The organism is Isoptericola croceus (assembly GCF_029382255.1).
Lineage (GTDB): Bacteria > Actinomycetota > Actinomycetes > Actinomycetales > Cellulomonadaceae > Isoptericola > Isoptericola croceus.
Genome location: NZ_JARLLG010000001.1, coordinates 1,021,909 through 1,048,039, shown reverse-complemented (window position 1 = coordinate 1,048,039; position 26,131 = coordinate 1,021,909). Strand labels below are relative to the sequence as shown.

Below are 26,131 nucleotides of genomic sequence, written 5' to 3'. Positions count from 1 at the left end.
TCGGGGGGCTTGCGCAGGGCGCAGAGTCGTTGTCGAGGGCACGTTCCTCCTCACGAAGGCACCACGACCGGAAGGCAAGATCATGACCGCGACGCTCGAGACCGGCTCCACGAACGGGACCACGACCGCCTCGACCCACGGAACCCGCCCGGGCGACCAGGTCACGACGGCTGCCGCGCTCGCCGAGCAGTGGGCGACCGACCCGCGCTGGTCCGGCATCGTGCGTGACTACTCGGCCGAGGACGTCGTCGCGCTGCGCGGGTCCGTCGCCGAGGAGCACACCCTCGCCCGCCGCGGCTCCGAGGTCCTCTGGGAGCTCCTGCACACCGAGGACTACGTCAACGCCCTCGGCGCGCTGACCGGCAACCAGGCCGTGCAGCAGGTCAAGGCCGGCCTGAAGGCCATCTACCTCTCGGGCTGGCAGGTGGCCGGGGACGCGAACCTGTCCGGGCAGACCTACCCCGACCAGTCGCTCTACCCCGCGAACTCGGTGCCGGCCGTCGTGCGGCGCATCAACAACGCGCTGCTGCGGGCCGACCAGATCGACGTCTCTGAGAACGCCGGAAACGGCCCTTCACGCAACTGGCTCGCGCCGATCGTCGCGGACGCCGAGGCCGGGTTCGGCGGGCCGCTGAACGCCTACGAGCTCATGAAGTCGATGATCGCCTCGGGCGCCTCCGGCGTGCACTGGGAAGACCAGCTCGCGTCGGAGAAGAAGTGCGGCCACCTGGGCGGCAAGGTGCTCATCCCGACCAAGCAGCACGTGCGCACGCTCAACGCGGCACGGCTGGCGGCCGACGTCTCCGACGTGCCGAGCGTCATCATCGCCCGCACCGACGCGGAGGCGGCCACCCTGCTGACCTCCGACGTCGACGAGCGCGACCGACCGTTCCTGACCGGTGAGCGGACCGCCGAGGGCTTCTACAAGGTGACGAACGGCATCGAGCCGTGCGTCACCCGCGCCCTGGCCTACGCCCCGTACTCCGACCTCATCTGGATGGAGACCGGCACACCCGACCTCGACCTCGCCCGCCGCTTCGCCGAAGCCGTCAAGGCCGAGTTCCCCGACCAGATGCTCGCGTACAACTGCTCGCCCTCGTTCAACTGGAAGAAGCACCTCGACGACGACACGATCGCGAGGTTCCAGCGCGAGCTGGGCGCGATGGGCTTCAGCTTCCAGTTCATCACCCTGGCGGGCTTCCACGCCCTCAACCACTCCATGTTCGATCTGGCCCACGGATACGCCCGTGAGCAGATGACGGCCTACGTGCAGCTGCAGGAGGCGGAGTTCGCCTCCGAGACCCGCGGCTACACCGCCACGAAGCACCAGCGAGAGGTGGGCACCGGCTACTTCGACCGCGTGTCCACGGCGCTCAACCCCGACGCCGCCACCCTCGCCCTCGCCGGCTCCACCGAGGCCGCCCAGTTCTGACTCACCCGTTCCGTCGCCGCGGGGCGCTCTCCCCCGTCCCGCGGCGACAACCTGGAGGTACACCATGACCACGATCGACGACCGGCCCCGACCGTCCACCGAGCACCCGCCGACGCCGCCCCGCGGCATCGCCCTGGCCGACTCCGCCACCGTCGCGGAGGGGACCATGGACGTCATCGGCCCCATGGAGCCCGGCTTCGACGAGATCCTCACGCCGCAGGCGCTGGAGTTCCTGGCCCTGCTGCACGACCAGTTCGCCGACGCCCGCTGCGAGCTGCTGCTGACCCGGCAGCGGCGCACCCGGGAGATCGCCGACGGCGCCGACCCGGACTTCCTGCCCGTGACCCGGCCCGTGCGGGACGACCCGTCGTGGCGCGTCGCCGGCTCCGCCGGAGCGCCGGGCCTCGCCGACCGCCGCGTCGAGATCACCGGGCCGACCGACCCGAAGATGACGATCAACGCGCTCAACTCGGGCGCGAAGGTCTGGCTCGCCGACGCCGAGGACGCCCAGTCCCCCACCTGGTCCAACGTGATCACCGGGCAGCGTGCGCTGCGCGACGCGATCCGCGGGGCCCTCACGTTCGAGGCGCCGTCGTCGGACGGGGGACGCACCCCCGGCAAGCGGTACGCGCTGCGCACCTCCGAGCTGACCGAGATGCCGACCATCGTGTTCCGGCCGCGCGGTTGGCACCTGTTCGAGTCGCACCTGGCCTACACGGGCACGGACGGCTCGACGCAGCCGGCGTCGGGCTCCCTGGTCGACTTCGGGCTCTACCTCTTCCACAACGCCGCCGAGCTCATCGCCCGTGGCCGCGGGCCGTACTTCTACCTGCCCAAGCTGGAGGGGCACCGCGAGGCGCGGCTGTGGAACGAGGTCTTCGAGCTGGCGCAGGACGCGCTCGGCATCCCGCGCGGCACCATCCGCGCCACGGTGCTGATCGAGACGCTGCCCGCGGCGTTCGAGATGGAGGAGATCCTCTACGAGCTGCGCGAGCACTGCGCCGGCCTCAACGCCGGACGCTGGGACTACCTGTTCAGCGTCATCAAGTGCTTCCGCAACCGCGGTGACTCCTACGTGCTGCCCGACCGGGCGCAGGTGACGATGACGGCGCCGTTCATGCGGGCCTACACCGAGCTGCTCGTCGCCACGTGCCACCGGCGCGGGGCGCACGCCATCGGCGGGATGAGCGCCTTCATCCCCGACCGCCGCAACCCGGAGGTCACCGAGCAGGCCTTCGCCAAGGTCCGCGCCGACAAGGAGCGGGAGGCCGGCGACGGGTTCGACGGCTCCTGGGTGGCTCACCCCGACCTCATCCCGATCGCCCGCGAGGCGTTCGACGCCGTGCTCGGCGAGCGGGAGAACCAGGTGGAGCGCCTGCGCGACGACGTGACCGTCGGACAGGCGGACCTGCTCGACGTGGCCTCGGCCCGCCGTGCCGGCGCGACGATCACCAAGGACGGTCTGCGGACCAACATCTCGGTGGGCGTGCGGTACATCGCCTCATGGCTCCGGGGCGCGGGCGCGGCAGCGCTGGACAGCCTCATGGAGGACGCCGCGACGGCGGAGATCTCCCGGTCGCAGATCTGGCAGTGGATCCACTCCGGGACGGTGACCGCCGGGGGCGTGACGATCACGCGGGCACTGTGCGAGTCCATGCTGCGGGAGCTCCTGCAGTCCCAGCCGCGCTCGCGGGGCGACCGCCTCGACGAGGCCGCCGCGATCTTCCGCGAGGTGGCCCTCGGCGACGAGTTCCCGCCGTTCCTGACAACAAGCGCCTACGCCCGCTACTTCTAAGGGCGTCGCCGAACGTCTCGGTTCGGCACGGTTTGACCTGCCAAACCGTGCCGAACCGAGACGTTCGGCGTTTGTCCACAGGTTGTGGATAGCAGGTGCGGGTGGGGGGCGGCGGCGGGCAGGGTGACGGCATGAACCTCACCACCAGACCGTTCCGCCCGGGCGACAAGGTCGCCGACGACGCCGCCCTCCTCGAGCTCGCGAGCTTCCTGTGCGGCGGGGTCCTGCCCCGCGAACGCGTCCTCACCCTCGCCTGGCTCGACTCCGACGACCGCGTCACCGGCATCGCCGTGCCCGTCCGTGACGTCCCCGACCGCCCCAGCGACGACGACGCCGCGCGGTTCGGCGGCGTCATCGCCTCGGTCACCGAGCAGTCCGTGCCCGGCGGATCCGTCGTGGCCATGCTCGAGCGCCCCGGCGAGCAGTCCGTCACCACGGCCGACCGCGCCTGGAACGCCGCGCTGCGGGACCAAGCCGCGCAGCGCGGGTTCCGGCTGCACGGGCTGTTCGTCGCCGCCGGTGGCGCGGTCCGGCCGCTGGCGATGGACGACGCGGGGTGACCGTCGGAAGGTCGAGGCCTCCGCAACACACCGCGTCGCCGATCGCGGACGCGACCACCGAGCCTGCCGGAGATGTCCCGCTTCGCCCCTCCGCAGCCCGTCTCCTGGCCGAGAACAACCACCAATGCCCTGGACCTGCGCGCTCTGGGCCTTTACATTTTCCGTGACGGACGCCACAGTGCGCCCGTCCGGTGGTCCTGCCCGGATCGCCGCCGTCCGAGTCACCGACCGACCGAGGGAGCCGCTGAGACTGCGCCGGCCGTACGGACCGGCGCAACGCAGGAGGGAGCAGGACCGTGACCGACGTACTGGTCCTCAACGCCGGCTACGAGCCGCTGCACCGGGTATCGGTCAAGCACGCCATCACGATGCTCGTCCGCGAGGTCGCCGTGGTCGAGGAGTTCGACGAGGGCAAGTCCTTCGGCCCCTACCCGCTCCCCCGCGTCCTGAGGCTCGTGCGCTACGTGACGATGCGGTGGCTCTACCGCGGTGGTGGGCGTCCGGCGGTGACCAAGGACGGCATCAAGCGCCGTGACGGGGCGTGCGCCTACTGCGGCGGCCCGGCACAGACTGTCGACCACGTGGTCCCCCGGTCCCGAGGCGGCGAGAGCTCGTGGCTCAACCTTGTCGCCGCATGCAGGCCGTGCAACCACCGCAAGGCCGACCGCACACCTCTCGAGGCTGGCATGCCGCTGCGGCTCGCGCCGTACGTGCCGCCCTTCGACCACGGGCTGGTCCGGCGCCGTCGCCGAGCCAGACCCGTGGCCGCCTGAACGACGTCGCATCGCTCCTCGGTCAGGTCGGTAGGATGCGGCCGGGTCGGCACGCAGGTGTGCCGACCCGGCCGCGTCGTACCGAACCGATCAGGCTCCCTCGATGGGCTCCCAGCGCGGTTCGCCAGCGTCCGGCTCGGCAGCCGCGGGGGCCATCAGCTCGGTGTCGTCACTGACCCGCGCGATCGCACCCGTGACGGGCTGCGGCACGGCCGGCCCCTCGGAGTCGAGCACGCGGGACGCGACGACGGTGCTGCCGAAGTTCGCGTGGCACTCGGTGCAGTACCACTCCGGCGCCGGCACGGGCACCTCGAAGCCCCCGTAGACGACGTCGGGCTCGGAGCTCACGACGTCGTCGCTGAAGGTCATGCCCCACACGATGCGCTTGGTCTTGCCGCGCACACCACAGCCGGGGCACTGCGGCCGCAGGCGGGCGCGCTGGGCGGACACGGAGTGGGCGTGCATGAGGTCGTGGCACTGCGGGCACATCAGGTGCACGTCACGGATGACCTGCTCGAGGGTGCGGCCGCCGGCCGTGGTCGTGCCGAGCCGCACCGCGCCGTCGTCGTGCGCCTGCAGCTCGTGGACGTCGACGAAGCGCTCGCAGGTGGCGCACCGCTCCTCGCGGCGCATGGCCCAGCCGGACACGGCGCGGTGGCCGAGGACCCGCAGGACGTGCACGTCGGAGGCGGCCGTCCCGTCGGCGCAGTCGCCGGGGTCGATGGTGTGCACCGGCCCGTCGTGGAACTGGTTGGCGACGCCGTCGAGCACCGCGCGGGCGTGCTCGGCGGGCAACCACCCCGAGGAGCCGATGTAGGCGTCCGCCCCGTCGAAGAGGTCGGCCCACACGATCGGTCGGTCGGGGCCGAAGAGCTCGTCGGTGACCCAGGAGTCGCCGTCGGAGGACCCCATGAGCTCGACGGACGCGACCACGCCCGCCTCGCCGAGGACGGTCACGACGACGTCGCCCCGCTTGGGGCCGTCCGGGCCGCCTGGCAGTGCATGCTCGTGAGAACGCGTCGCGATGGCGATGGACTCACGCAGCCAGTCCGTGGACCAGTTCAGGTACACGGACGGCACGAGCCATGCAGGCAGCGACGACACGGACGGGAAGGCCTCTGCTTCGGTGCTCACGGAGTGCAACATAGCCGGTCGGGACCCTGGTGCGGTACCCCCCGTGCGACGACGGTCAGCCGCGCAGCGCCTCGGCCTCGACGTCCGTGAACAGCCGCGAGCGGATGAGGAACCGCACTCCCTCGGGGGCCTCCACGCTGAACCCGGCGCCCCGCCCCGGCACCACGTCGATCGTCAGGTGGGTGTGGCTCCAGTACTCGAACTGGGCCCGGCTCATCCAGACCGGCACGGTGAAGGCGGCGCTCTCGTCCGGCACGGTGAGGTCGCCCAGGTGGACGTCCGCGTCGCCGGTGAGCAGGTCGCCGGCCGGGTAGCACATGGGGCTGGACCCGTCGCAGCACCCGCCGGACTGGTGGAACATGAGGTCGCCGTGCCGACGCCGCAGCCGAGCGAGGAGCTCGGCCGCGGCGTCGGTGACGGCGACGCGCGCGGGTCGCTCCCGGGCAGCGACCGCCCCGCCGTCGTCCGCCATCTGTTCCCCCTCCTAGAAGAAGCCGTCGCGCACGCCGGAGTAGCTGACGAGCAGGTTCTTGGTCTGCTGGTAGTGGTCGAGCATCATCTTGTGGTTCTCGCGACCGACGCCGGAGCCCTTGTACCCGCCGAACGCGGCCGCGGCCGGGTAGGCGTGGTAGCAGTTGGTCCAGATGCGGCCCGCCTCGATGGCGCGGCCGGCCCGGAACGCCGTCGTGCCGTTGCGGGTCCACACGCCCGCGCCGAGACCGTAGAGGGTGTCGTTGGCGGTCTTGATCGCGTCGTCGAAGTCCGCGAAATCGGTCACGGACACCACGGGGCCGAAGATCTCCTCCTGGAAGATCCGCATGGAGTTCTTCCCCTCGAAGATCGTCGGCGTCACGTAGTAGCCGCCCGAGAGGTCGCCGCCGAGGTCGGCCCGCTCGCCCCCGGCGAGGACCGTGGCTCCCTCGGCCTTGCCGATGTCGATGTACGACAGGATCTTCTCGAGCTGGTCGTTGCTGGCCTGGGCGCCGATCATCGTCTCGGTGTCCAGTGGGTTGCCCTGCACGGCGGCCTTCGTGCGCTCAAGGGCGTCGCCGAGGAACTGGTCGTAGATGTCGGACTGGATCAGCGCGCGGGACGGGCAGGTGCACACCTCGCCCTGGTTGAAGGCGAACATGGTGAAGCCCTCGAGCGCCTTGTCGTAGAAGTCGTCCCGCTCGGCGGCGACGTCGGAGAAGAACACGTTCGGCGACTTGCCACCGAGCTCGAGCGTGACCGGGATGATGTTCTGCGACGCGTACTGCATGATCAGCCGGCCGGTGGTCGTCTCGCCGGTGAAGGCGATCTTGCGGATCCGTGACGACGACGCGAGCGGCTTGCCCGCCTCCACGCCGAACCCGTTGACGACGTTCAGCACGCCCGGCGGCAGCAGGTCACCGATGAGGTCCATCAGGTAGAGGATCGAGGCCGGCGTCTGCTCGGCCGGCTTGAGCACGACGGCGTTGCCCGCCGCGAGCGCCGGCGCCAGCTTCCACGTGGCCATGAGGATCGGGAAGTTCCACGGGATGATCTGCCCGACGACGCCGAGCGGCTCGTGGAAGTGGTAGGCGATCGTGTCGCCGTCGATCTCGGAGATCGAGCCTTCCTGGGCACGGATCGCGCCGGCGAAGTAGCGGAAGTGGTCGATCGCCAAGGGGATGTCGGCGCCGAGCGTCTCGCGCACGGGCTTACCGTTCTCCCAGCTCTCGGCCACCGCGATCTTCTCGAGGTTCGCCTCGATGCGGTCGGCGATGCGGTTCAGGACGTTCGCCCGCTCGGTGACCGAGGTGCGGCCCCAGGCGGGCGCCGCGCCGTGCGCCGCGTCGAGCGCACGCTCGATGTCGTCGGCGTTGCCGCGCGCCACCTCGCAGAAGGTCTGCCCCGTGACAGGGCTGGGGTTCTCGAAGTACTCCCCGCCGGCCGGGGCCACGTACTCGCCGCCGATCCAGTGGTCGTACCGGCTGCGGTACTCGACGATCGACCCGGGCTGGCCGGGGGGCGTGTAGACGGTCATGCTTGCTGCCTCCTCGCAGTACACACGTCACCGGGTGCACGGTCCGCCTCGCGGCCGGGTGCCCGACGACGGCGCCTCGTCGCGCCGTGTCCGCCACGCTAGGCGCCGGGAGTTGCAGCACCGTTGCATGCCGGCGGAGGCGGGAGGCGCTCAGCGCAGTGCCGCGTCCACGACCACGAGGTGCGCCCGCGCCCGGCACCACAGCGGGCTCCCGTGACCGGCGCGCCGCACGAGGAGTGCCCACGCCTCGACGTCGTCGGCACCGTCGTCGCACCGGGTCCAGGCGTCCAGCGCGGCCGGGTCGCCGCTGCTCAGGACGGCGGACCGCACCTCGGCCGTGAGCTCGGCACGGGCCCGTTCGACGCCGGGCGCACCGGAGCGCGGCAGCAGGGGGCCGGCGTAGGCGGCGAGCGCCGCCGTCGTGTCCCCCGCCGCGAGGTGCTCCCGCACGACGGCGACGTCGCTGCGGACCCCTGGCGCCAGCCGGTAGGGCCGCGAGCCGGTCACCAGCTGACCCGCGACGCGTCGCAGGCGGGAGATCTCGGCACGCACCGCGACGTCGGACAGGTCGCCCGGGTGCAGCAGCACGGCGAGCTCCTCGACGGTGAGTCCGCGTGGGTGCTCGCCGAGGAGCGCGAGTATCTCGGCGTGCCGCTGAGAGAGGCGGTGGTCGCCGTCCGGCCGGTGCAGCGTCGGCGTACCGAGGAGCCGCACCGCGGGTCGGCGGCCGGTGGCGACCCCGGCGGGGGGCGTCCCCTGCCCCCGCGCGAGGAGCTCGCGCTCGAGGCTCGCCACCGTGGCACGGACCAACGAGAGCGCCACGCGGGAGGCGGCGGCTCGGCCGCCGGTCACGTCCAGCACGCCGATCACCCGGCCGTCGGCGGCGCGGATCGGGGCCGCGGCGCAGTTGAGCGACTGGACGGGGCGGGAGAAGTGCTCGGCGCCCAGGACCTGCACGGCCCGCCGCGTCGCGAGCGCGGTGCCGGGGGCGTTGGTGCCGACGCTCTCCTCGCGCCAGACGGCACCCGCGACGAAACCGACGCGTTCCGCTGTCGTGCGCGTGCGGGCGTCGCCCTCCACCCACAGGAGCCGGCCGGCGTCGTCGGAGACGGCCACGACCAGACCGTCGTCACGTGCCGCGTCGACGACGAGGTCGCGGACGAGCGGCATGAAGGGCGCCAAGGGGTGCGTCGTGCGGTAGTCGTCGAGCTCCCGGTCACCGAGGTCGGCGGCGGCGCGCAGCGAGTCCGGGTCGACGCCGGAACGTCGGCTGCGTCGCCAGGAGGCGGCGACGAGCGGGTCCAGGCCGGGAGCGAGGGAGCCTGTGCCGAGGAACGTGTCGTAGGCCATCTGCACGGACCTGCGGTCGCGGCGGACGGGGCGACCGGCACCGGGTGCACGGCCGGGCTCAGCGGAGTCCCGTGCGGCAGATCGGTCCGGCATGGCGCCTCCGACGTCGTCGTGCGGTGGTGCCGCCCAGTCTAGGTGGCGCACCGGAGGGCGCCCGGGGAAGCCGTCTCAAATCCTGGTCCCACATCATGGACACCAGGTGTCGCCCCTGGTGGGTGCCTGCCTAGGGTGTGTGCGGACCACGCGGCCCCGCTGACGCACCCACTGGAGGACACCATGCCCGCTCCGCTCGACCCGACCCCGCGCCTGCAGGAGTACGCCCACCCCGAGCGTCTCGTGACGACCGAGTGGCTCGCGCAGAACCTCGACAGCCCGGACCTCGTGGTGGTGGAGTCCGACGAGGACGTGCTGCTCTACGAGACTGGCCACATCCCCGGCGCCGTGAAGGTCGACTGGCACACCGACCTGCTGCTGCCCGTCGAGCGCGACTACCTCGACGGCCCCGGCTTCGCCGAGCTGCTCGGGTCCAAGGGCATCTCCCGCGACACCACGATCGTGCTCTACGGCGACAAGAACAACTGGTGGGCCGCGTACACCGCATGGGTGTTCACCCTGTTCGGCCACTCCGACGTCCGCCTGCTCGACGGCGGCCGCAACCTCTGGGTCGCCGAGGGCCGCGAGCTGACCACGGACGTGCCCGAGCCGACGCCCGCCGACTACCCCGCCGTCGACCGCGACGACTCGACCTTCCGCGCCTTCAAGGAGGACGTGCTCGCGCACCTCGGCCAGGGGCCGCTCGTCGACATCCGCTCCCCGCAGGAGTACACGGGCGAGCGCCTGCACATCCCCGACTACCCGGAGGAGGGCGTGCTGCGCGGCGGCCACATCCCCACCGCGCACAGCGTCCCGTGGGCCACCGCGGTCGCCGAGGACGGCACCTACAAGCCCCGCGCGGAGCTCGAGAACATCTATCTCGACGGCGGCCTGGGGATCAGGTCCGATGACAAGGTCATTACCTACTGCCGCATCGGCGAGCGCTCCAGCCACACGTGGTTCGCCCTGCACTTCCTCCTGGGGGTACCCGACGTGCGCAACTACGACGGTTCCTGGACCGAGTGGGGCAACGCCGTGCGCGTGCCGATCGTCGCGGGCGACCAGCCGGGCGAGGTGCCCGCGAGCCTCAGGGCCGCCTGAACCGGTACCGCCCGTCGGCGAGGTAGCGCACCGTGCGCTACCTCGCCGAGTTCTGCGCTACCTCGCACCGAGAGAGACTGAGACCATGAGCGATCCCGCGCACGCCCTGCCCGAGCCTCTGGCCGAGATCCGCGAGGACTTCTTGGCCCTGACCGAGCCCGACCGGCTCCAGCTCCTGCTCGAGTTCTCCCGCGAGCTGCCAGAGCTGCCCGAGCGCTACGCCCTGGCACCGGGGTTGCTCGAGAAGGTCGAGGAGTGCCAGTCCCCCGTCCGGGCGTTCGCGGAGGTCGACGGCGACGTCGTGCACTTCTACGCCTCCGCCCCGCAGGAGGCACCCACCACGCGCGGGTTCGCCTCGATCCTCGCCCAAGGGCTGTCGGGGCTGACGCCGCAGCAGGTCCTCGACGTGCCCGAGGAGTTCCCCCTGCAGCTCGGCCTGACCCGCGCCGTCAGCGCTCTGCGCCTCAACGGCATGGCCGGGATGCTCACCCGCGCCAAGCGGCAGGTCGTCGAGCAGCTCGCGAGGGCCTGACCCGGGACGGCCCGCCCCGACCGCCGAGAGGCTCGCCCGCCCGTACCCTGGGCGCGTGAGCCTCTCGAACATCCTGCTGCTGCTCGCCGGGTTCGTGCTGCTCGTCGGTGGCGGCGAGGCCCTGGTCCGCGGCGCCGCCTCGCTGGCGCGGACGATGGGGATGTCAGCCCTCGTCGTCGGTCTCACCGTGGTGTCCTTCGCGACGTCCAGCCCCGAGCTCGCCGTCAGCGCCGGCGCCGCCCTGTCCGGGTCACCCGGCCTCGCCGTCGGCAACGTGGTCGGGAGCAACATCGCCAACATCCTGCTCGTCCTCGGCGTCTCGGCGCTCGTGGTCCCGCTGGCCGTCACGTCGCAGGTCGTGCGCACCGACATCCCGGTGATGATCGGCCTCGCGGCCCTCGCCCTGGTCCTGGCGCTCGACGGGACGATCAGCACCGTCGACGGCGTGCTGCTGATCGCGCTCCTCGCCGGCTACCTCGTCGTCACGGTCCTGCGCTCCCGTCGGGGGTGGACGGACGAGGCACCGCCCCGCGGCGACACGCGCCCGACCCGCTGGTTCCGGACGACCCGCGCGCGCTCCGTCCTGACCGACATCATCCTGGTGGCGGTCGGGGTGGCGCTCCTGGTGACCGGCGCACAGCTCCTGGTCCGTGGTGCGACGCAGATCGCCACGACGTTCGGGGTGAGCGACCTCGTCATCGGGCTGACGGTCGTCGCCGTCGGCACGTCCCTGCCCGAGCTCGCGACGAGCATCATCGCCGTCCGGCGCGGGGAGCGAGACCTGGCGGTCGGCAACATCGTGGGCAGCAACATCTTCAACATCGGCGCGGTCCTGGGCATCACCGCCGTCATCGCCCCCGGTGGCATCGGCGTGGACCCGGCCGCCGTGCACTTCGACCTGCCCCTCATGGTGGCGGTCACCCTGGCCCTGCTCCCCGTGGCGTTCACCGGCCAGATCATCAAGCGGTGGGAGGGAGCGCTCTTCGTCGCCCTCTACGTCGCCTACGTCGCCTTCGTCCTGCTGGCCGCCACCGACCACGAGGCCCTGGAACCGTTCAGCGCCACGATGCTCTGGTTCGTCCTGCCCGTCACGGCCGTCTGGCTCGTCGCCCTGGCCGCCTACGAGCTCGGGCTGCGGCGCGGCCGCCGCCAGGTGTGACAGAGTTGGGGCCATGACGGTGCTCGTGGCCTACAACGTCTCCCCGCACGGCGAGGCGGCAGTCCGGACGGCGCTGGAGGAGGCCGCGTCACGCGACCTGCCGCTGCACGTGCTCGTGCTCGACCCGCAACCCCCCGGAGCTCCCGCCCCCGCGGAGCTGGACGCGCTGCTCGCCGCAGCGGGTGCCGCACCGGTCGTGTTCTCCCGCGACGAGCAGACCGAGCCGGCCGACGCGATCCTCGACGCCGCCGAGGAGACCGGGGCGACGCTCGTCGTCGTCGGCTCGCGCAAGCGCTCCAGCCAGGGCACGTTCCTCATGGGCACCACGACACAGCGCGTCCTGCTCGACTCGCCCGTACCCGTCCTCGTGGTCAAGGACACCTACGGCGCCTGACCACCTCGGTCACGATCGGTAGCTCCCTGCGCGGGGAGCAGGTCCTCGTCGAACGCGACCCCCACCGATCGCAGCTGCTCCACCATCCACCGCAGGGCGGCGCCGTCGGACCCGCTGGGGAACCACGCCTGCCGCACCCTGTCGGCATCGTCCGCGGGGACGTCCCACAAGGAGGGCGCGACCGTGGACCGCCCCTCGCCGACCGTCACCGCCTGCCGGGCGACCTCGACCTGGTCGGCGAGCCGGACGTCGTGGAACCGGTAGGTGCGCCGGGCCAGGACGGGGACCCCGAGCGCGCCGACCGTGTCGAAGACCCCGAGGAACCGCACCGGCACCTGGCGCGCGTACGCGCGCCGGAACTCCGCCCGGTCCCAGGCGAGCACCTCGGCCGCCTCCGTGTCCCGCGCGCGCCGACGATAGAGCCGCGCTGCCTCCGGCAGCCTCCCGTCGTGGAGCGCCTCGCGCGTGAGCAGACCGACCTGGCTCAGCATGCCGACGATGCTGCGAGCCGTGTACGCCCCGCGCGAGCACCCCAGGACGACGATCTCGTCGCCCGGCTCGTGGCTCGTCGCCAGGAACTGGTAGCCGTCGACGACGTCGCGCGTCATCCCGAGGCCGAGGGCGCCTGCCAGCACCCGGGCGAGCCGGGGCCCGGGGGCGCCGACGTCACCCACGTGACCCACCCGTTGCATGACGCCGGGCCCACCGTCGCGCCCGGGCACCAGGCCGCGACGGAGGACCCAGGCGATCTTCTCGAGGCACGACGCACGCTCGTCGGACCCCCGGTTCCACCGACCGTCGCAGCACAGGACCAGACGCCTCATCCCGCTCACCCCCCTCTCCTGGAGGGAGGGACGTGAGCCCGACCTGATACGCGGGCCTGTGAGCCTCGCGGCGTGTCAGCGCAGGCGGCGCAGGAAGTCGCGCGTGCGCTGCCGCTGCGGGTCGCCGAGGACCTGGGCCGGGGCGCCCCGCTCGTGCACCTGGCCGTCGTGCAGGAACACCACCTCGTCGGCCACGTCGCGGGCGAAGCCCATCTCGTGCGTGGCCACGACCATCGTGGTGCCCTCGTCCCGCAGCGCGACCAGCAGGTCGAGCACCTCGCCCACCAGCTCGGGGTCGAGCGCCGAGGTGACCTCGTCGAGCAGCAGCAGCTCGGGACCGCTGACCAGCGCTCGCGCGATGGCGGCCCGCTGCTGCTCCCCGCCGGACAGCTCGTCGGGGAAGGACCGTGCCTTGTGCGCCAGCCCCACCTTCTCGAGCATCGCCAGGCCCGCTGTCACTGCCTCGGCGCGACCCCGGCCGTGCACCAGCCGCAGCGCGAGGGTGACGTTGTCCAGCACACGCAGGTGGGGGAACAGGTTGAACTGCTGGAACACCATCGACATCCGCGCGCGGGCCGCGTCGGCGTCCACCCACGGGTCCGCGACGTCGACACCGTCGAGCAGCACCTGGCCGTCGTCGATCTCCTCGAGCAGGTCGATCACCCGCAGCAGGGTCGACTTGCCCGAGCCCGAGGACCCGACGAGCACGACGCACTCGTGCTCGGTGACGTCCAGGTCGATACCGTCGAGGACGACCTTGGGCTCGGCCCGCCGGCCGTCGCCGGGGTAGGTCTTGCGCACGCCACGCAGCGACAGCAGCGCGTCCGCGCTCATCGGATCACCCCGCCGCCGCTCACGCCCCGCAGCCGCCCGCGCCATCCCTGCCGGGCGGACCAGGCGTCCACGAGGCGGGTGAGCGGGATCGACAGCAGCAGGAACAGCACGCCCGCGACGACGTAGGGCGTGAAGTTGTAGTCGCCCGTCGTGGCGATCTGCGCCGCGCGGATCGCGTCGACGGCCCCGAGGATCGAGATCAGCCCGGAGTCCTTCTGGAGCGAGACCAGCATGCTCGCCGTCGGGGCCGTGACGTTGCGGACCGCCTGCGGGAGCACGACCCGGCGCACCGTCTGCCCGCGGCTCAGGCCGAGCGAGCGGGCCGCCGCCACCTGGGAGGGATGGACCGACTCGATGCCGGCGCGGAAGATCTCCGCCAGGTAGGCGGTGTAGGTGAGCACGATCGCCAGGCCGCCGAGGAACGCCGCGCTCACCGGCAGCCACTCGAGGCGCAGGGCGGGCAGGCCGAAGCCGGCGAGCAGCAGCACGAGCAGCACCGGGACACCCCGGAACACGTCGACGTACGCCACGGTCAGCACCCGCAGCGGGAAGAGTGCCGGCAGCCGCGAGGTCCGCACCACGGCGAGCAGCAGCCCGACGACCAGCCCCACCACCGACGCCACCAGCCACACCCGCACGTTGAGCCACAGCCCCTGCGCCACCTGGGGCAGCACCTCGACGGCTCGCTCGGGCGAGAAGAACGCCGTGCGTGCCCGCTCCCAGCCGGGCGCGGTCGCCACGACGTACGCCACCGCCGCGACGACGACGACGGTCGCGACGGTCGCGACGGCGAGCGCCCGGCGGCGCTGGGCCCGCCGGAAGGTGTCCCGCTCCCGCGCCCGTGCGGAGGGCTGCCAGCCGCTCACGGGGTCAGGAGAGCTGCTCGATGTCGTCGGAGGCGAGCCAGGTGGTGCGCAGCTCGTCGAGCGTGCCGTCGGCGGACATCTCGTCGATCGCGGCGGAGACGCAGTCGGTGAGCTCCGAGTCCTTGTCGAGGACCAGTCCGAGCTGCTCGGGCTCACCGGCGTCGGGCAGCGTGCCGATGACGGTGGTGTCCGGGAAGTACACCGTCGAGGCGGCGACACCCTGGTCGACGTCCATGACCATCGCGTCGACGGTTCCCGAGGTGAGCGCCGTCATCCCGTCGCCGGCGCCGCTGAACGGCACGATCTCGACGTCCTCGCCCCATGCCTGCTCCGCCGCGTCGAGGGAGGTCTGGGACGCGGTAACGCCCACCTTGGCACCGGTCAGGTCGGCCAGGCTCGCCGCGTCGGCGAAGTCGCCGTCGTCGGCCACGATCACGCCCTGGCGGCTGGTGAGGTACGGGCTGGAGAAGTCCACCGCCGCGGCCCGCTCGTCGGTGATCGTCGTCTGGTAGGCGGCCAGGTCGAACGGCTTGATCGCCGGGGAGACGATCTGCTCGAAGGTCACCGACGTCCACTCGACGTCGTCGGCGGCGTAGCCCAGACGCTCGGCGACCTCGTACACCAGGGCGGACTCGAATCCCTCTCCGCTGGTGGGCTCGCCCACGTACCAGGGCTCGAAGGGCTCGGACGCCCCGACGGTCAGCGTGCCTTCCGTGAGCGTCGGCAGCTCGCCCGGCGCGCACTGCGTGGCCGAGGTGGCGCCGTCGGCCGGCTCGGTGGCGTCATCCGTCGGGGCGTCGTCGGCGCCGCACGCGGCCAGAGCGACGACTGCGAGGGACGCCAGAGCGGCGGTGAGAACGGGACGGGACGTACGCACGGTGGTGCCTTCCGACGCGACAACAGGACATGTCGAGCCTAGGACCTGTCGACGACGGTGCGGTGGTCCGGCTCTATGCCGCCGGTCACACCGCAGCGGTGCCGCCCCGGTCGAGCGGGCGCGGCATCAGGGGTGCACGTGGGCCGGGGTGCCCGTCGCCGCCGTGATGTCGTCCTCCGCCTGCCCGAGCAGCATGTCCGCCAGACGTCGCAGCGCACGCCCGGCCGCCACCTCGTCGCCGATGACCGGCACCTCCGCGTCGTCCGGGTCCTTGCGGGCGTGACCCACGGACCGCAGGCGCCCGATGTCGTCGTGCTCCGCGGGGCCGGCCAGGAGGACGGCCTCAGCCGTCGTGCTGCCGGCCGCCTCCACGAGCGAGAGCTGAACCTGCCACGTGACGGACCGGGCCGAGTTCCGCTCACCCTCGCTCCGGTCGTCAGCGTCGCCCTGCGCGGGCTGGACCATCGAGTCCGGACCGGGAAAGACCAGGGACTCCTCGCCCGTGTCGGCCCAGCGCACGCGGTACGGCGGTGATCCGTCCTCGTGCTCGCACGCCACGACCGTCCCGTCGCGCACCGCGCCGCCCACCACACCGGACGCCGTCACGATCCTGTCTCCCACCGAGGCCTTCATGATGTTCTCCTCCGTCTCGCCGTCGAGTCGAGGTCGTCCTCCCATGGTGCCCCCGACGTGGCGCACTCGCGACGGGCGCGCGGCTACTCAGTGCGAGCGGAGGGCGTCGATCAGCTCCTCCTTGCGCATGGTCGAACGGCCCTCGACCCCGACCTCGGCGGCGCGCTCCCGCAGGTCGTCGACCGTCCAGTCCTCGTAGGACCCGGACCGGCCGCCCTTCGCGCCCACCGAGCGACGGCCACGGTTCGCCGCCGCGTTCGCGATCCGGGCCGACTTCTCCTTGCTGTTGCCCTCGTCGCGGAGCTTCTCGTACAGCTCCTCGTCCTTGACGCTGGGGCCAGGATCTCGTTGCGGCATCGGGGTGACTCCCTTCGCGTCGACGGGCGATCGTCGGACGACGGCCGCCTCGTCGCCATCGTCGCCTCGTACCGGAGATCGTCGCATCTCGAACAGCCGGGCGCCGGAAGCGTCCGCCTGCCCGCGACGTTCGTCAGTCCGCGGCCTTGCGTGTGCGCTGGTAGTGCCGACGGGCCTTGAACCGGTTGCCGCAGAGGGCCATCGAGCACCAACGGGCGGTGTTCGCGTTGCTGCGGTCGTGCAGATAGCGGTGGCAGTCGGGGTTCGCGCACGGCCGGAGGCGGCCGGGCGCGCGCTCGTCGAGGACCGCCCACGCCAGTAGCGCTCGGGCTGCGAGCGCCTCGTCGGCGGGCGTCCTCAGCTCCCAGCCGAGGGCGCCGTCGCGCAGCCGCGGCCGCAGCTCGATCCGTTCGACGTGCGCCTCGAGCGTCTGCGCGTCAGCGGCTCCGCGGACGACGTCCTGGATCGCGGCACGGACGCGGCGCAGGGTCGCGACCTCCCGAGGGCTGCCGGCACCGCCATGCTCCGCCGCCCACTCGTGGCCGGCGTCAGGCTCGGCGAGCTCATCGGTCCGCTCGCCGTCGACGACGGGCGTCGTGTTGAGCAGATCCAGCAGCAGGCCCTCGTCCTCCCGCGTCACCACGTTCATCTCTAACCTCCTCCGTCGGTATTGACAGGTTAGCATCGGCATGCTGTACTAACCACCTACTACCGATTGAGAGGGTTAGCCCCATGGTTGCCATCCATCACCGGTTCGCCGACGTCGAGGGACGCACGATCTTCTACCGCGAGGCCGGACCCGTCGACGCCCCGACAGTCGTGCTGCTGCACGGCTACCCGACCAGCTCGCACATGTTCCGCACGCTGATCCCGCAGCTCGCCGAGGAGTACCACGTGGTGGCGCCCGACCACCTGGGGTTCGGGCTGTCCGACGCACCCGGGGTGGACGAGTTCGACTACAGCTTCGATGCGCTCGCGCGCATCACGTCCACGCTGCTGTCCCAGCTGGGGCTCACCCGCTACGCCATCTACGTCCAGGACTACGGCGCGCCGATCGGCTGGCGCCTCGCACTGGAGAACCCGTCCGCGATCACCGCGATCATCAGCCAGAACGGCAACGCGTACGAGGACGGGTTCGTCGAGGACTTCTGGAAGGACGTCTGGGCCTGGGGCGAGGACCAGAACGAGCACACCGAGTCCGCCATCCGCTTCGCGCTCACCCGCGAGGCGATCCGGTGGCAGTACCTGCACGGCGTGCCGGACCCCACCCTCGTGGACCCGGAGACCTGGGAGCACGACCTCGCCCTCGTCTCGCGCCCGGGCAACGACCTGGTGCAGCTCCGGCTGTTCCAGGACTACTCCAGCAACCGCCCGTTGTACCCCGCGGTGCACGAGTACTTCCGGTCGTCCCAGGTGCCGCTGCTGGCCGTCTGGGGGCGGCACGACGAGATCTTCGGCCCCGCCGGTGCGGAGGCGTTCGCCCGGGATCTCCCCGACGCCCGGATCGCCCTGCTGGACGGAGGGCACTTTCTCCTCGAGTCCCACCTCGACGAGACCGCCACGCACATCCGCAACTTCCTCGCGTCAGCACTCACCCGCTGACCGGAACACCGAGCGGCCTTCGACGTCACCGCGCCGGGGACGGACGCAGCACGGCCGACGCCGGCCGAGGGGTGCGCTCGGTGTCGGGCGAGGTGTGCGCTCGTCGAGGCCGGGCGTGTTCCACCCGCCTCTGCAGCGCTGCCCGGGCGCCGGGCGGCCGTCGATGAGCCGCTCGCAGCAGCAACATCATCATCGGCTCGGCGGCGGGTGGCTCGTCGCTTCCGGGGCTCCACGACGCCGCACCGCGAGGATGAGACCAAGAAAAAGGGCCCCTCACCTGGTGGATAACCAGGCGAGGGGCCCTCTGTTGGTAGCGGGGGCAGTGTCCAGTCTCAGGACATCGGAATGAGGTGTCTCGGGACATCGGAATACCCGTGTCTCGGGACATCGGCATGGCTGCTCGGCCGGAGATCGGGTCGTGGTGGATGCTCCGCCATGTCGAAGCGCCGTCTGGTCATCACCGCCGTTCTCGCCGGCCAGTCCCAGTCCGAGGCCGCCCGCACCTACGGCGTGTCTCAGGGCTGGATCTCCAAGCTCATGGCCCGCCACAAGCTCGAGGGCGAAGCCGTGTTCGAGCCACGTTCACGCGCCCCGAAGACTCGCCCGCAGGCCACGCCCGACACCGTCGTCGAGCATGTCCTGGCCCTGCGCAAGGAACTGTCCGACGCCGGCTTGGACGCCGGCGCCGACACCATCGCCTGGCACCTGGAACACCATCACGCCACCAGGCTGTCCAAGGCCACGATCCACCGGATCCTGTCCCGCCACGGGACGGTGAACCCGGAACCGAGGAAGCGGCCCCGCAGTTCCTACATCCGCTTCGCCGCCGAACAACCCAACGAGACCTGGCAGTCGGACTTCACCCACTACCGCCTGACCACCCCCGACGGCCGCCCCGGACGCGACGCCGAGATCATCACCTGGCTGGACGACCACTCCCGCTACGTCGTCCACGCCTCCGCCCACCGGGCGATCACCGCCCAGATCGTCCTGAGCACCTTCCGCCAAGCCGGTGACCTGCACGGATACCCCGCCAGAACCCTGACAGACAACGGGCTGGTCTACACCGTGCGCCTGAGCAGTCACAAGTACCGGGGCGGACGCACCGCCCTGGAAAAAGAACTGCGCCGGCTGAACATCGTGCAGAAGAACGGCAAACCCTCCAGCCCGACCACCCAGGGCAAGGTCGAACGCTTCCAGCAGACCATGAAGAAATGGTTGACCGCCCAACGGGTCCAGCCGACCACCGTCAGCGAGCTGCACGCCCTCCTCGAGGCGTTCATCGACTACTACAACCACCGTCGCCCGCACCGCGCGCTACCCCACCGCGCGACCCCGGCCACGGCCTACCAGGCACGCCCGAAAGCCTTCCCGAGCGCCGACCGCTCCCGCGACACCCACGACCGCGTCCGCCACGACCGGGTCTCCACCGCCGGCACCATCACCCTGCGCCACGGCGGCACCCTCTACAAGATCGGCATCGGCAAGACCTACGCCCGAACCTACGTCCTGGCCCTCATCCAAGACCTCGACATCCGCATCATCAACGCCGCCACCGGAGAGATCCTGCGCGAGCTCACCCTCAACCCCAACGTCGTCTACCAGCCCACCGGCAGACCACCCGGACCTGCCCGGAAATGACGAATGGCCTGAACCTACGATCCGTAGGTTCAGGCCATTCCGATGTCCTGAGACATCACATTGGTAGCGGGGGCAGGATTTGAACCTGCGACCTCTGGGTTATGAGCCCAGCGAGCTACCGAACTGCTCCACCCCGCGTCGATGTCCTGAACGTTACGGCATCGATTCGGTCGAAGTCCAATCGATCCGGGCGGATGGGACGCAGGTCACAACCGCGCCCCATCCGCCCGGCCCTTGTCAGCCCTGGAGCTCCTCCTCGGCCGCGAGCGCCTCCTCGAGAGCCGTCTGCAGGCGCTCCTGCGCCTCGCCGTAGGCCGCCCAGTCGCCGCTCTCCAGTGCCTGCTGGCCGTCCGTCAGCGCGGCGTTGGCGTCCGCCAGCGCGGCGTTCAGACGGGCCTGGGCGTCACCGGACGGCGCCGCCGGCTCCTCGGCCGGCTCCTCCGGCTCGGCGGGCTCTGCCGGCTCCTCCGGCTCGTCCGTGGGCTCCGCCGCCGGGTCCGTGATCTCGTCCGTCGGGACGTCCGTGGGCACGTCCGTCTCCGCCTCGTCGGCGTCCCCGGCCTGTGCACCGGAGTCACCGCCGAACACCTGGTCGAGCGCGTCGTCCAGCGTCTCCGCGTAACCCGTCTGGTCACCGAAGGCCACGAGCACGCGCCGCAGCAGCGGGAACTGTGTGCCCTCCGCCGACTGGATGTAGACCGGCTGCACGTACAGCAGACCACCGCCCACCGGCAGCGTCAGCTGGTTCCCGCGCACCACCACGGAGTCCCCGCGGCCCAGGATGTTGAGCTGTTCGGAGATGGTCGGGTTCGAGTTGAAGTTGTTCTGCACCTGACCCGGACCGGGGACCGTCGAGTCACGAGGCAGCTCGAGAAGCCGCAGCGTGCCGTAGCCCTCGGCGACCTCGCCGTCCGCCGAACCGGCGTCGGCGTTGGCCGCCAGATAGCCCGTCAGGATCTCCCGGTCGGTGTGACCGCCCGGGATGAACGTGCTCGTCAGGGAGAACGCCGAGTCGTCCTGACCCGGCATCTGCAGCGTCAGGTAGTACGGGGGCTGCTTGGACGCCGCCAGCTCGGACGTGGAGACGGGGTCGTTCGGGGTCACCCACTCGTCCGAGCCGGAGAACAGCTGCACCGCGTCGGTGACGTGGTACCGCTCCAGGAGCGTCCGCTGCACCTTGAAGAAGTCCTCCGGGTACCGCACGTGCGACATGAGGTCGCCGGAGATCTCCGAGATCGGCTGCAGCGAGTCCGGGAAGACCTGACTCCAGGCCTGCAGCAGCGGGTCCTCCTCGTCCCAGGCGTAGAGCGTCACGGTGCCGTCGTACGCGTCGACGGTCGCCTTGACCGAGTTGCGGATGTAGTTGACCTCCGGCGGCAGGTCGACCGGGACACCCTGCGCGGCGAGCGTCAGCGAGTCGGTGGTCGCCTCCTGCATCGGCGCCGCCGTCGAGTACGGGTAGGCGTCGGTGGTCGTGTAGGCGTCGACGATCCACTTGACCCGGCCGTCCACCACGGCCGGGTACACCTTGTTGTCGAGGGTCAGCCACGGCGCGACCTTGGCCACGCGCTCCTGCGGGTCACGGTCGTAGAGGATCTGCGACTCCTCGGTCACACGGTCGGAGAAGAAGATCTGCTCGTCGCCGAACTTCAGGGCATAGAGCAGCTTCTCCAGGAAGGTACCGATCTCCGGGCCCGCCGAGACCTCGTCCGTCGGGAACTGGTACAGCACCTGACGGCCGCCCTCGTCGTCCGCCTGGTAGTCCAGCTCCCACGCGTCGGTCCCTTCCGGCGCACCGACGATGGAGTACGTCGGCGCCTCCGGGCTGAAGTAGATCCGCGGCTCGTAACCGTCCGAGAACATCTCGGTCAGCGCGCCCTGGGTCGGGATGCCGCCCTCGAAGAACGCGGGCTGGCCGTCCGGACCGGGCTGGTTGCCGTAGGCCGCGACGACGCCGAAGCCGTGCGTGTACACGGTGCGGTCGTTGGTCCAGTTGCGGTCGGCGAGACCGTCCAGGTTGAGCTCGCGCACCGCGATCACCGTGTCGCGCGACTCCCCGTCGATGTCGTACCTGTCCACCGAGAGGTGGTCCGTGAAGTTGTAGAACTGCTTGTTCTGCTGGAGCTGGCGGAACGACGGGCTGACGACCTGGGGGTCGAGCAGCCGGACCGACGCCGTCGTCTCGGCGTCGTCCCGCAGCTGGCCGGCCGTGACCTCCGTCGTGGCGTCATACTGCTCGGACTCGATCCCGTCGATGCCGAACGCCTCGAGCGTGGCGTCGATGTTGCGCTGGATGTACGGCGCCTCGAGCGACTGGGCGTTCGGGTCCACCTGGAACCGCTGGACGATCGACGGGTAGATGCCGCCGATGGCGATCGCGGAGACGACCATGAGCCCGACACCGATCGCCGGCAGCCGCCACGTGTCGCGGAACGCCGCGACCACGAAGAGCGCGGCGACCAGCACGGCCACGCCCATCAGGATCTCCTTGGAGGGGATCACGGCGTGCACGTCCGTGTAGGAAGCACCGTCGTAGCGGGCGTTCGAGTTCGTCAGGATGCTGTAGCGGTCGAGCCAGTAGTTCGCGCCGATGAGCAGCATCAGCACGGCGCCGAGCACGGCGAGGTGGATGCGGGCCGCCGTCGTCGTCCGGGACATCCCGGCCGGCAGCGCACCGATGCGCAGCCCCCCGTAGAGGTAGTGGGTCACCACCGCGGCGATGGCAGAGATGACCACGACCGCCATCAGGAAGCTGACGACGAAGCGCACCACCGGCAGGGTGAAGACGTAGAAGCCGATGTCGATGCCGAACTCCGGGTCGGACTGCCCGAAGGTCTGACCGTTGAGGGCCAGCATCACGGTGCGCCACTGCGAGGACGCGGCCACGCCTGCGAAGAACCCGATGAGGAGCGGCCCGGCGTACGTCACCATCTTGCGCAGCGGCTCGACCGCCTCGCGGTACTGGTCGAGGGTCGCCTGCTCAGGGGTCGACGGCGCGTAGACCGGCCGCGAGCGGTAGCCGACCGCGAACGAGCTGTACACGGCGGCACCCATGAGGAGGAACGCGACGACGAACAGCACGGCTCGGGCGATCCACTGCGTCCAGACGACGTTGGCGTAGCCGACCTGGGTGAACCACAGGACCTCGGTCCAGAACGTGGCCAGGAAGATGAGGGCGGCGACGAGGGCCGCCAGGATCACGACCGTGATCAGCAGCGGGCTCCGACGCCTCGCTGCTGGCGGTCCGTCCGGTCGTCGGGGTGGGGCGAAGGACACGGTGCGGGCACCTCATTCGTGCTCGGGACGGGACACGTGCAGGCACGCGGGGACGTCAGGACAACGTTCCAGCGTCGTCCCAGGTTCCCACGATTCCGGCACACGGGGGCACCGGGACCCTCACGAACCGGTCACGATCTCCGATCACGAGCAACGGGGCAGGTCGTGGCCCTCTCCGGCGCCGATGGCCTCCATGGCCGTGCGAGCCTCGGCCAGGGTGCCCACGGACACCACCTCGAGCCCTTCGGGCTCGTGGCCGACCACCTCCGGACAGTTGTCCGCGGGGGCCAGGAACCACTCGGCCCCGTCGCGTTGCGCGCCGTACATCTTCTGCCCGATCCCTCCGATGGGGCCGACCCGCCCGTCGACGTCCATGGTGCCGGTCCCGGCGACCACCGCCCCGCCGAGCTCGTCCTGCGGCGTCATCAAGTCGATGATCCCGAGGGCGAACATCGTGCCGGCGCTGGGGCCGCCGATGTCCTCGATGCGGATCGTGACGTCGACCGGGAAGTCGTACACGGGGTCGATGAGGACCCCGAGCAGCGCCCGGCCGTCGCCCTCCCCCGTCGTGATCGTCAGGTCGACCGGCTCGCCCGCCCGCTCGACGCCGAGGACGACGTCCTCGCCCGGCGTGACGGCGTCGAGCGCGGTGAGCAGCTCGGGGTAGCTCTCGAGCGGCTCGCCGTCGATCGCCACGATGACGTCGTCCGGATCCACCATCCCGTCCGCCCCCGTGCCCTGCGCGGCAGCGACCACCGTCATGGTGGTGGGCACCTCGTAGCCGAGCGCGGTGAGCGCCGCCACGGTGGCTGACTCCTGAGAGCTGATCATCTGCGCCTGCCCCTGCTCCTGCTGCTCCTCCTGGGTGACCGGCTCGGGGAAGACCAGCTCGACCGGCTGCACCGAACGTTCCGGCGAGGTCCACCCCCACAGCACGTCACCGATCAGCACGTCACCGCCCGGCCCGCCGTACACCGACACCGTGGTGAGGCGCAGCTCGCCGGAGGCCGGGAACGTCTCGGCACCGGCGATCTCGATCAGGGGCATCTCCGTGGCGCTCTGCCCCCGTGCCCCGAGAGTGTCCTCCGTCGGCCCCGGCGTACGGACCGCGTACGGCGTGGGAAGCACGAGGAGCACCGCGGCGATGACGGCGGTCGCCAGCAGCGACACCACCAGCGTCACCGCACGAGGGCTCGTGGCGCCTCGCCGGAGCCGTGGGTCCCCTCCGTGGGCCTCCCTGCCGGCCAGGTCCTCAGGTGCCGGGTACGCCTGCGCGTGCCAGTACAGCTCGGCCGGTTGATGGCTGCGATCGAAGCTCACCGCCCCATCATCGCCGATCGGTGGTGCGCCGTGAGCGAACGGCGGAACTCGGTGCCACGCGCCGTCGTCGGTCATGGATACCGTGAGCGTGCGGTGGATGCCGCACCGGAAGGAGCCGAGGACTGCGATGAGCGACCTGCCCGACGACCCCGACGAGCGCGAGCGCGCGCTCCGCGACGCCCTGCGCGGCATCTTCGGTGACCGGACCGACGAGGTGCTCGGACAGATGCGTGCGCAGGGCCTCGACCCGGCCGCCCTCATGGGCGGCGCCGCTCCCGACCCCGCGACGATGCAGCACCTGATGAACCAGCTGCAACGACTCTTCACCTCCAGCGACGGACCGGTGAACACCGAGGTGGCGCACGACCTGGCACGCCAGGTGGCGGTCGCCGAGGGGGACCCGTCGCTGACGGGTGCCCAGGCACGGTCCGCCCAGGAGGCCCTGAGCGTCGCCGAGCTCTGGCTCGACGCCGCGACCGACCTGCCGCCGTCGGGCGGTCCCGCCCGCGCCTGGAGCCGCAGCGAGTGGGTCGAGGCGACCCTGCCGGCCTGGCAGCGACTCGTCTCACCCGTGGCCGCCTCGGCGGCCGACGCGCTGGCCACGGTGCTCGGTGAACAGCTCGGCGACCAGCTCGGGGACGGCGACATGACCGGCCCCGGGATGCCCGGGCTGCCCGTGTTCCCCGGCGGCAGCCTCGGGGACCTGGACCCTGCCGCCATGATGCGCAGCCTCGGCTCGGCGGTCTACGGCATGCAGGTCGGGCAGGCGGCGGGCACCCTGTCGCGGGAGGTCTTCGGTGCGACCGACGTCGGCGTGCCCCTGCTCGGTGAGCCTGCCACCGTGCTCGTGCCCACCAACGTGCGGGCCTTCGCCGACGGTCTCGACTCGCCGTTCGAAGAGGTCCAGCTCTACATGGCGGTGCGAGAGGCCGCCCACGCACGCCTGTTCGTGCACGTCCCGTGGCTCCAGGCCCACCTGCACGGGCTCGTCGAGCAGTACGCCCGAGGCATCACGATCGACCTCGACGCGCTCGAGTCGCAGGTCCGTGACATCGACATGTCCGACCCGGAGGCGTTGCGCGGGGCGCTGTCGGGCGACGTGTTCGGCCTGCACAACACCCCCGAGCAGCAGGCGACGCTGCTGCGGCTGGAGACGGCTCTCGCTCTCGTCGAAGGTTGGGTCTCCGAGGTCGCGGCCACCGCATCGCTGCCGCACCTGCCGCACTCGGTGCCCCTGCGGGAGATGATCCGTCGGCGCCGGGCCGCCGGGGGGCCCGCGGAGCACACGTTCAGGTCCCTGGTCGGGCTCGAGCTGCGCCCCCGCCGTTCGCGCGACGCTGCGGCGCTGTTCGCTCATCTGCTCACCACCGGTGGTCCTGCAGCGCGCGACGCCGTCTGGGACCACCCCGACCTGCTGCCGGGTACCGAGGACCTGGACGACCCGTCCGGCTACGCCGACCGCCGGGCGGCGCAGGATGCCGAGCATTCGGACGTGGACGCGGCGCTCGCGCAGATCTTCTCGGAGTCGTCGGACGAGGGGTCGCCGTCCGACGACCAGGGATAGGTGACC

At 71.5% G+C, this 26,131-nt stretch carries 24 protein-coding genes and 1 tRNA gene; 11 read left to right on the top strand and 14 right to left on the bottom strand.

Features of this window, described 5'->3' with window-relative positions; all coding sequences use genetic code 11:
• The first annotated feature begins 82 nt into the window (after positions 1 to 82).
• The 4 genes from aceA to PZC42_RS04830 all read left to right on the top strand — a co-directional run bounded on the left by aceA (position 83) and on the right by PZC42_RS04830 (position 4,560).
• Positions 83 to 1,432: an isocitrate lyase gene (aceA, locus tag PZC42_RS04845; RefSeq protein WP_277208912.1), complete on the top strand. Its 1,350-nt coding sequence runs from the start codon at positions 83 to 85 to the stop codon at positions 1,430 to 1,432.
• A gap of 64 nt (positions 1,433 to 1,496) precedes the next feature.
• Positions 1,497 to 3,227: a malate synthase A gene (gene aceB, locus PZC42_RS04840; protein WP_438802907.1), complete on the top strand. Its 1,731-nt coding sequence runs from the start codon at positions 1,497 to 1,499 to the stop codon at positions 3,225 to 3,227.
• A gap of 131 nt (positions 3,228 to 3,358) precedes the next feature.
• Positions 3,359 to 3,787 (top strand): hypothetical protein, encoded by a 429-nt coding sequence (locus PZC42_RS04835; RefSeq protein ID WP_277208910.1) that lies wholly within the window; start codon positions 3,359 to 3,361, stop codon positions 3,785 to 3,787.
• Between the two features lie 296 nt (positions 3,788 to 4,083).
• Entirely contained in the window at positions 4,084 to 4,560 is a 477-nt protein-coding gene (locus PZC42_RS04830) for an HNH endonuclease (RefSeq protein ID WP_277208908.1), read from the top strand.
• Between the two features lie 90 nt (positions 4,561 to 4,650).
• Here the strand turns inward: PZC42_RS04830 and PZC42_RS04825 are convergent, their stop codons facing one another.
• The 4 genes from PZC42_RS04825 to PZC42_RS04810 all read right to left on the bottom strand — a co-directional run bounded on the left by PZC42_RS04825 (position 4,651) and on the right by PZC42_RS04810 (position 9,145).
• Positions 4,651 to 5,694 (bottom strand): hypothetical protein, encoded by a 1,044-nt coding sequence (locus PZC42_RS04825; protein ID WP_277208906.1) that lies wholly within the window; start codon positions 5,692 to 5,694, stop codon positions 4,651 to 4,653.
• Between the two features lie 55 nt (positions 5,695 to 5,749).
• Complete coding sequence (locus tag PZC42_RS04820) at positions 5,750 to 6,166, bottom strand: DUF779 domain-containing protein (RefSeq protein WP_277208904.1); 417 nt, start codon at positions 6,164 to 6,166, stop codon at positions 5,750 to 5,752.
• A 12-nt stretch (positions 6,167 to 6,178) separates the two neighbouring features.
• Positions 6,179 to 7,702: an acetaldehyde dehydrogenase ExaC gene (gene exaC, locus PZC42_RS04815; protein ID WP_277208901.1), complete on the bottom strand. Its 1,524-nt coding sequence runs from the start codon at positions 7,700 to 7,702 to the stop codon at positions 6,179 to 6,181.
• 150 nt (positions 7,703 to 7,852) lie between these two features.
• The gene (locus tag PZC42_RS04810) at positions 7,853 to 9,145 is read right to left on the bottom strand and encodes a GAF domain-containing protein (protein ID WP_277208899.1); all 1,293 of its coding nucleotides are present in this window, start codon (positions 9,143 to 9,145) and stop codon (positions 7,853 to 7,855) included.
• A gap of 183 nt (positions 9,146 to 9,328) precedes the next feature.
• Between PZC42_RS04810 and PZC42_RS04805 the strand changes: the two genes are divergently transcribed.
• From PZC42_RS04805 to PZC42_RS04790, 4 genes are all read left to right on the top strand, one after another.
• The gene (locus PZC42_RS04805) at positions 9,329 to 10,246 is read left to right on the top strand and encodes a sulfurtransferase (protein ID WP_277208898.1); all 918 of its coding nucleotides are present in this window, start codon (positions 9,329 to 9,331) and stop codon (positions 10,244 to 10,246) included.
• Positions 10,247 to 10,331: 85 nt separating this feature from the next.
• A complete protein-coding gene (locus PZC42_RS04800) occupies positions 10,332 to 10,778 on the top strand; it encodes a SufE family protein (protein WP_277208896.1) in 447 nt (148 codons plus the stop codon).
• A gap of 55 nt (positions 10,779 to 10,833) precedes the next feature.
• Complete coding sequence (locus PZC42_RS04795; RefSeq protein WP_277208894.1) at positions 10,834 to 11,937, top strand: calcium/sodium antiporter; 1,104 nt, start codon at positions 10,834 to 10,836, stop codon at positions 11,935 to 11,937.
• Between the two features lie 13 nt (positions 11,938 to 11,950).
• Complete coding sequence (locus PZC42_RS04790; RefSeq protein WP_277208892.1) at positions 11,951 to 12,331, top strand: universal stress protein; 381 nt, start codon at positions 11,951 to 11,953, stop codon at positions 12,329 to 12,331.
• Here the strand turns inward: PZC42_RS04790 and PZC42_RS04785 are convergent.
• From PZC42_RS04785 to PZC42_RS04755, 7 genes are all read right to left on the bottom strand, one after another.
• The gene (locus PZC42_RS04785) at positions 12,319 to 13,155 is read right to left on the bottom strand and encodes a phospholipase effector Tle1 domain-containing protein (RefSeq protein WP_277209290.1); all 837 of its coding nucleotides are present in this window, start codon (positions 13,153 to 13,155) and stop codon (positions 12,319 to 12,321) included. The genes PZC42_RS04790 and PZC42_RS04785 overlap by 13 nt on opposite strands.
• A gap of 75 nt (positions 13,156 to 13,230) precedes the next feature.
• Entirely contained in the window at positions 13,231 to 13,989 is a 759-nt protein-coding gene (locus PZC42_RS04780; RefSeq protein WP_277208890.1) for an amino acid ABC transporter ATP-binding protein, read from the bottom strand.
• Positions 13,986 to 14,855, bottom strand: a complete 870-nt coding sequence (locus PZC42_RS04775) for an amino acid ABC transporter permease (RefSeq protein WP_277208888.1) — start codon at positions 14,853 to 14,855, stop codon at positions 13,986 to 13,988. The genes PZC42_RS04780 and PZC42_RS04775 overlap by 4 nt, the downstream gene beginning before the upstream one ends.
• 4 nt (positions 14,856 to 14,859) lie before the next feature.
• Complete coding sequence (locus PZC42_RS04770) at positions 14,860 to 15,732, bottom strand: ABC transporter substrate-binding protein (protein WP_277208886.1); 873 nt, start codon at positions 15,730 to 15,732, stop codon at positions 14,860 to 14,862.
• A gap of 126 nt (positions 15,733 to 15,858) precedes the next feature.
• Positions 15,859 to 16,410 carry a dsRBD fold-containing protein gene (locus tag PZC42_RS04765; RefSeq protein ID WP_277208884.1) on the bottom strand — a complete coding sequence of 184 codons (552 nt, stop codon included), beginning with the start codon at positions 16,408 to 16,410 and terminating at the stop codon, positions 15,859 to 15,861.
• A 42-nt stretch (positions 16,411 to 16,452) separates the two neighbouring features.
• The gene (locus PZC42_RS04760; protein ID WP_277209289.1) at positions 16,453 to 16,722 is read right to left on the bottom strand and encodes a DUF7218 family protein; all 270 of its coding nucleotides are present in this window, start codon (positions 16,720 to 16,722) and stop codon (positions 16,453 to 16,455) included.
• Between the two features lie 133 nt (positions 16,723 to 16,855).
• Positions 16,856 to 17,371, bottom strand: a complete 516-nt coding sequence (locus tag PZC42_RS04755) for a CGNR zinc finger domain-containing protein (RefSeq protein WP_277208880.1) — start codon at positions 17,369 to 17,371, stop codon at positions 16,856 to 16,858.
• Between the two features lie 83 nt (positions 17,372 to 17,454).
• Between PZC42_RS04755 and PZC42_RS04750 the strand changes: the two genes are divergently transcribed.
• Positions 17,455 to 18,324 carry an alpha/beta fold hydrolase gene (locus tag PZC42_RS04750; RefSeq protein ID WP_277208878.1) on the top strand — a complete coding sequence of 290 codons (870 nt, stop codon included), beginning with the start codon at positions 17,455 to 17,457 and terminating at the stop codon, positions 18,322 to 18,324.
• A gap of 435 nt (positions 18,325 to 18,759) precedes the next feature.
• Entirely contained in the window at positions 18,760 to 19,965 is a 1,206-nt protein-coding gene (locus PZC42_RS04745) for an integrase core domain-containing protein (protein WP_277208877.1), read from the top strand.
• Positions 19,966 to 20,026: 61 nt separating this feature from the next.
• Here the strand turns inward: PZC42_RS04745 and PZC42_RS04740 are convergent.
• The 3 genes from PZC42_RS04740 to PZC42_RS04730 form a co-directional block, all read right to left on the bottom strand.
• Positions 20,027 to 20,103: transfer RNA gene (locus PZC42_RS04740), tRNA-Met, on the bottom strand.
• Between the two features lie 99 nt (positions 20,104 to 20,202).
• Positions 20,203 to 23,241, bottom strand: a complete 3,039-nt coding sequence (locus tag PZC42_RS04735; protein ID WP_277208875.1) for a UPF0182 family membrane protein — start codon at positions 23,239 to 23,241, stop codon at positions 20,203 to 20,205.
• A gap of 144 nt (positions 23,242 to 23,385) precedes the next feature.
• On the bottom strand, positions 23,386 to 24,561 hold the full coding sequence (locus PZC42_RS04730; protein ID WP_277208873.1) for a YlbL family protein: 1,176 nt from the start codon (positions 24,559 to 24,561) through the stop codon (positions 23,386 to 23,388).
• A 127-nt stretch (positions 24,562 to 24,688) separates the two neighbouring features.
• Between PZC42_RS04730 and PZC42_RS04725 the strand changes: the two genes are divergently transcribed.
• Entirely contained in the window at positions 24,689 to 26,125 is a 1,437-nt protein-coding gene (locus tag PZC42_RS04725; protein WP_277208871.1) for a zinc-dependent metalloprotease, read from the top strand.
• Positions 26,126 to 26,131: the final 6 nt, after the last annotated feature.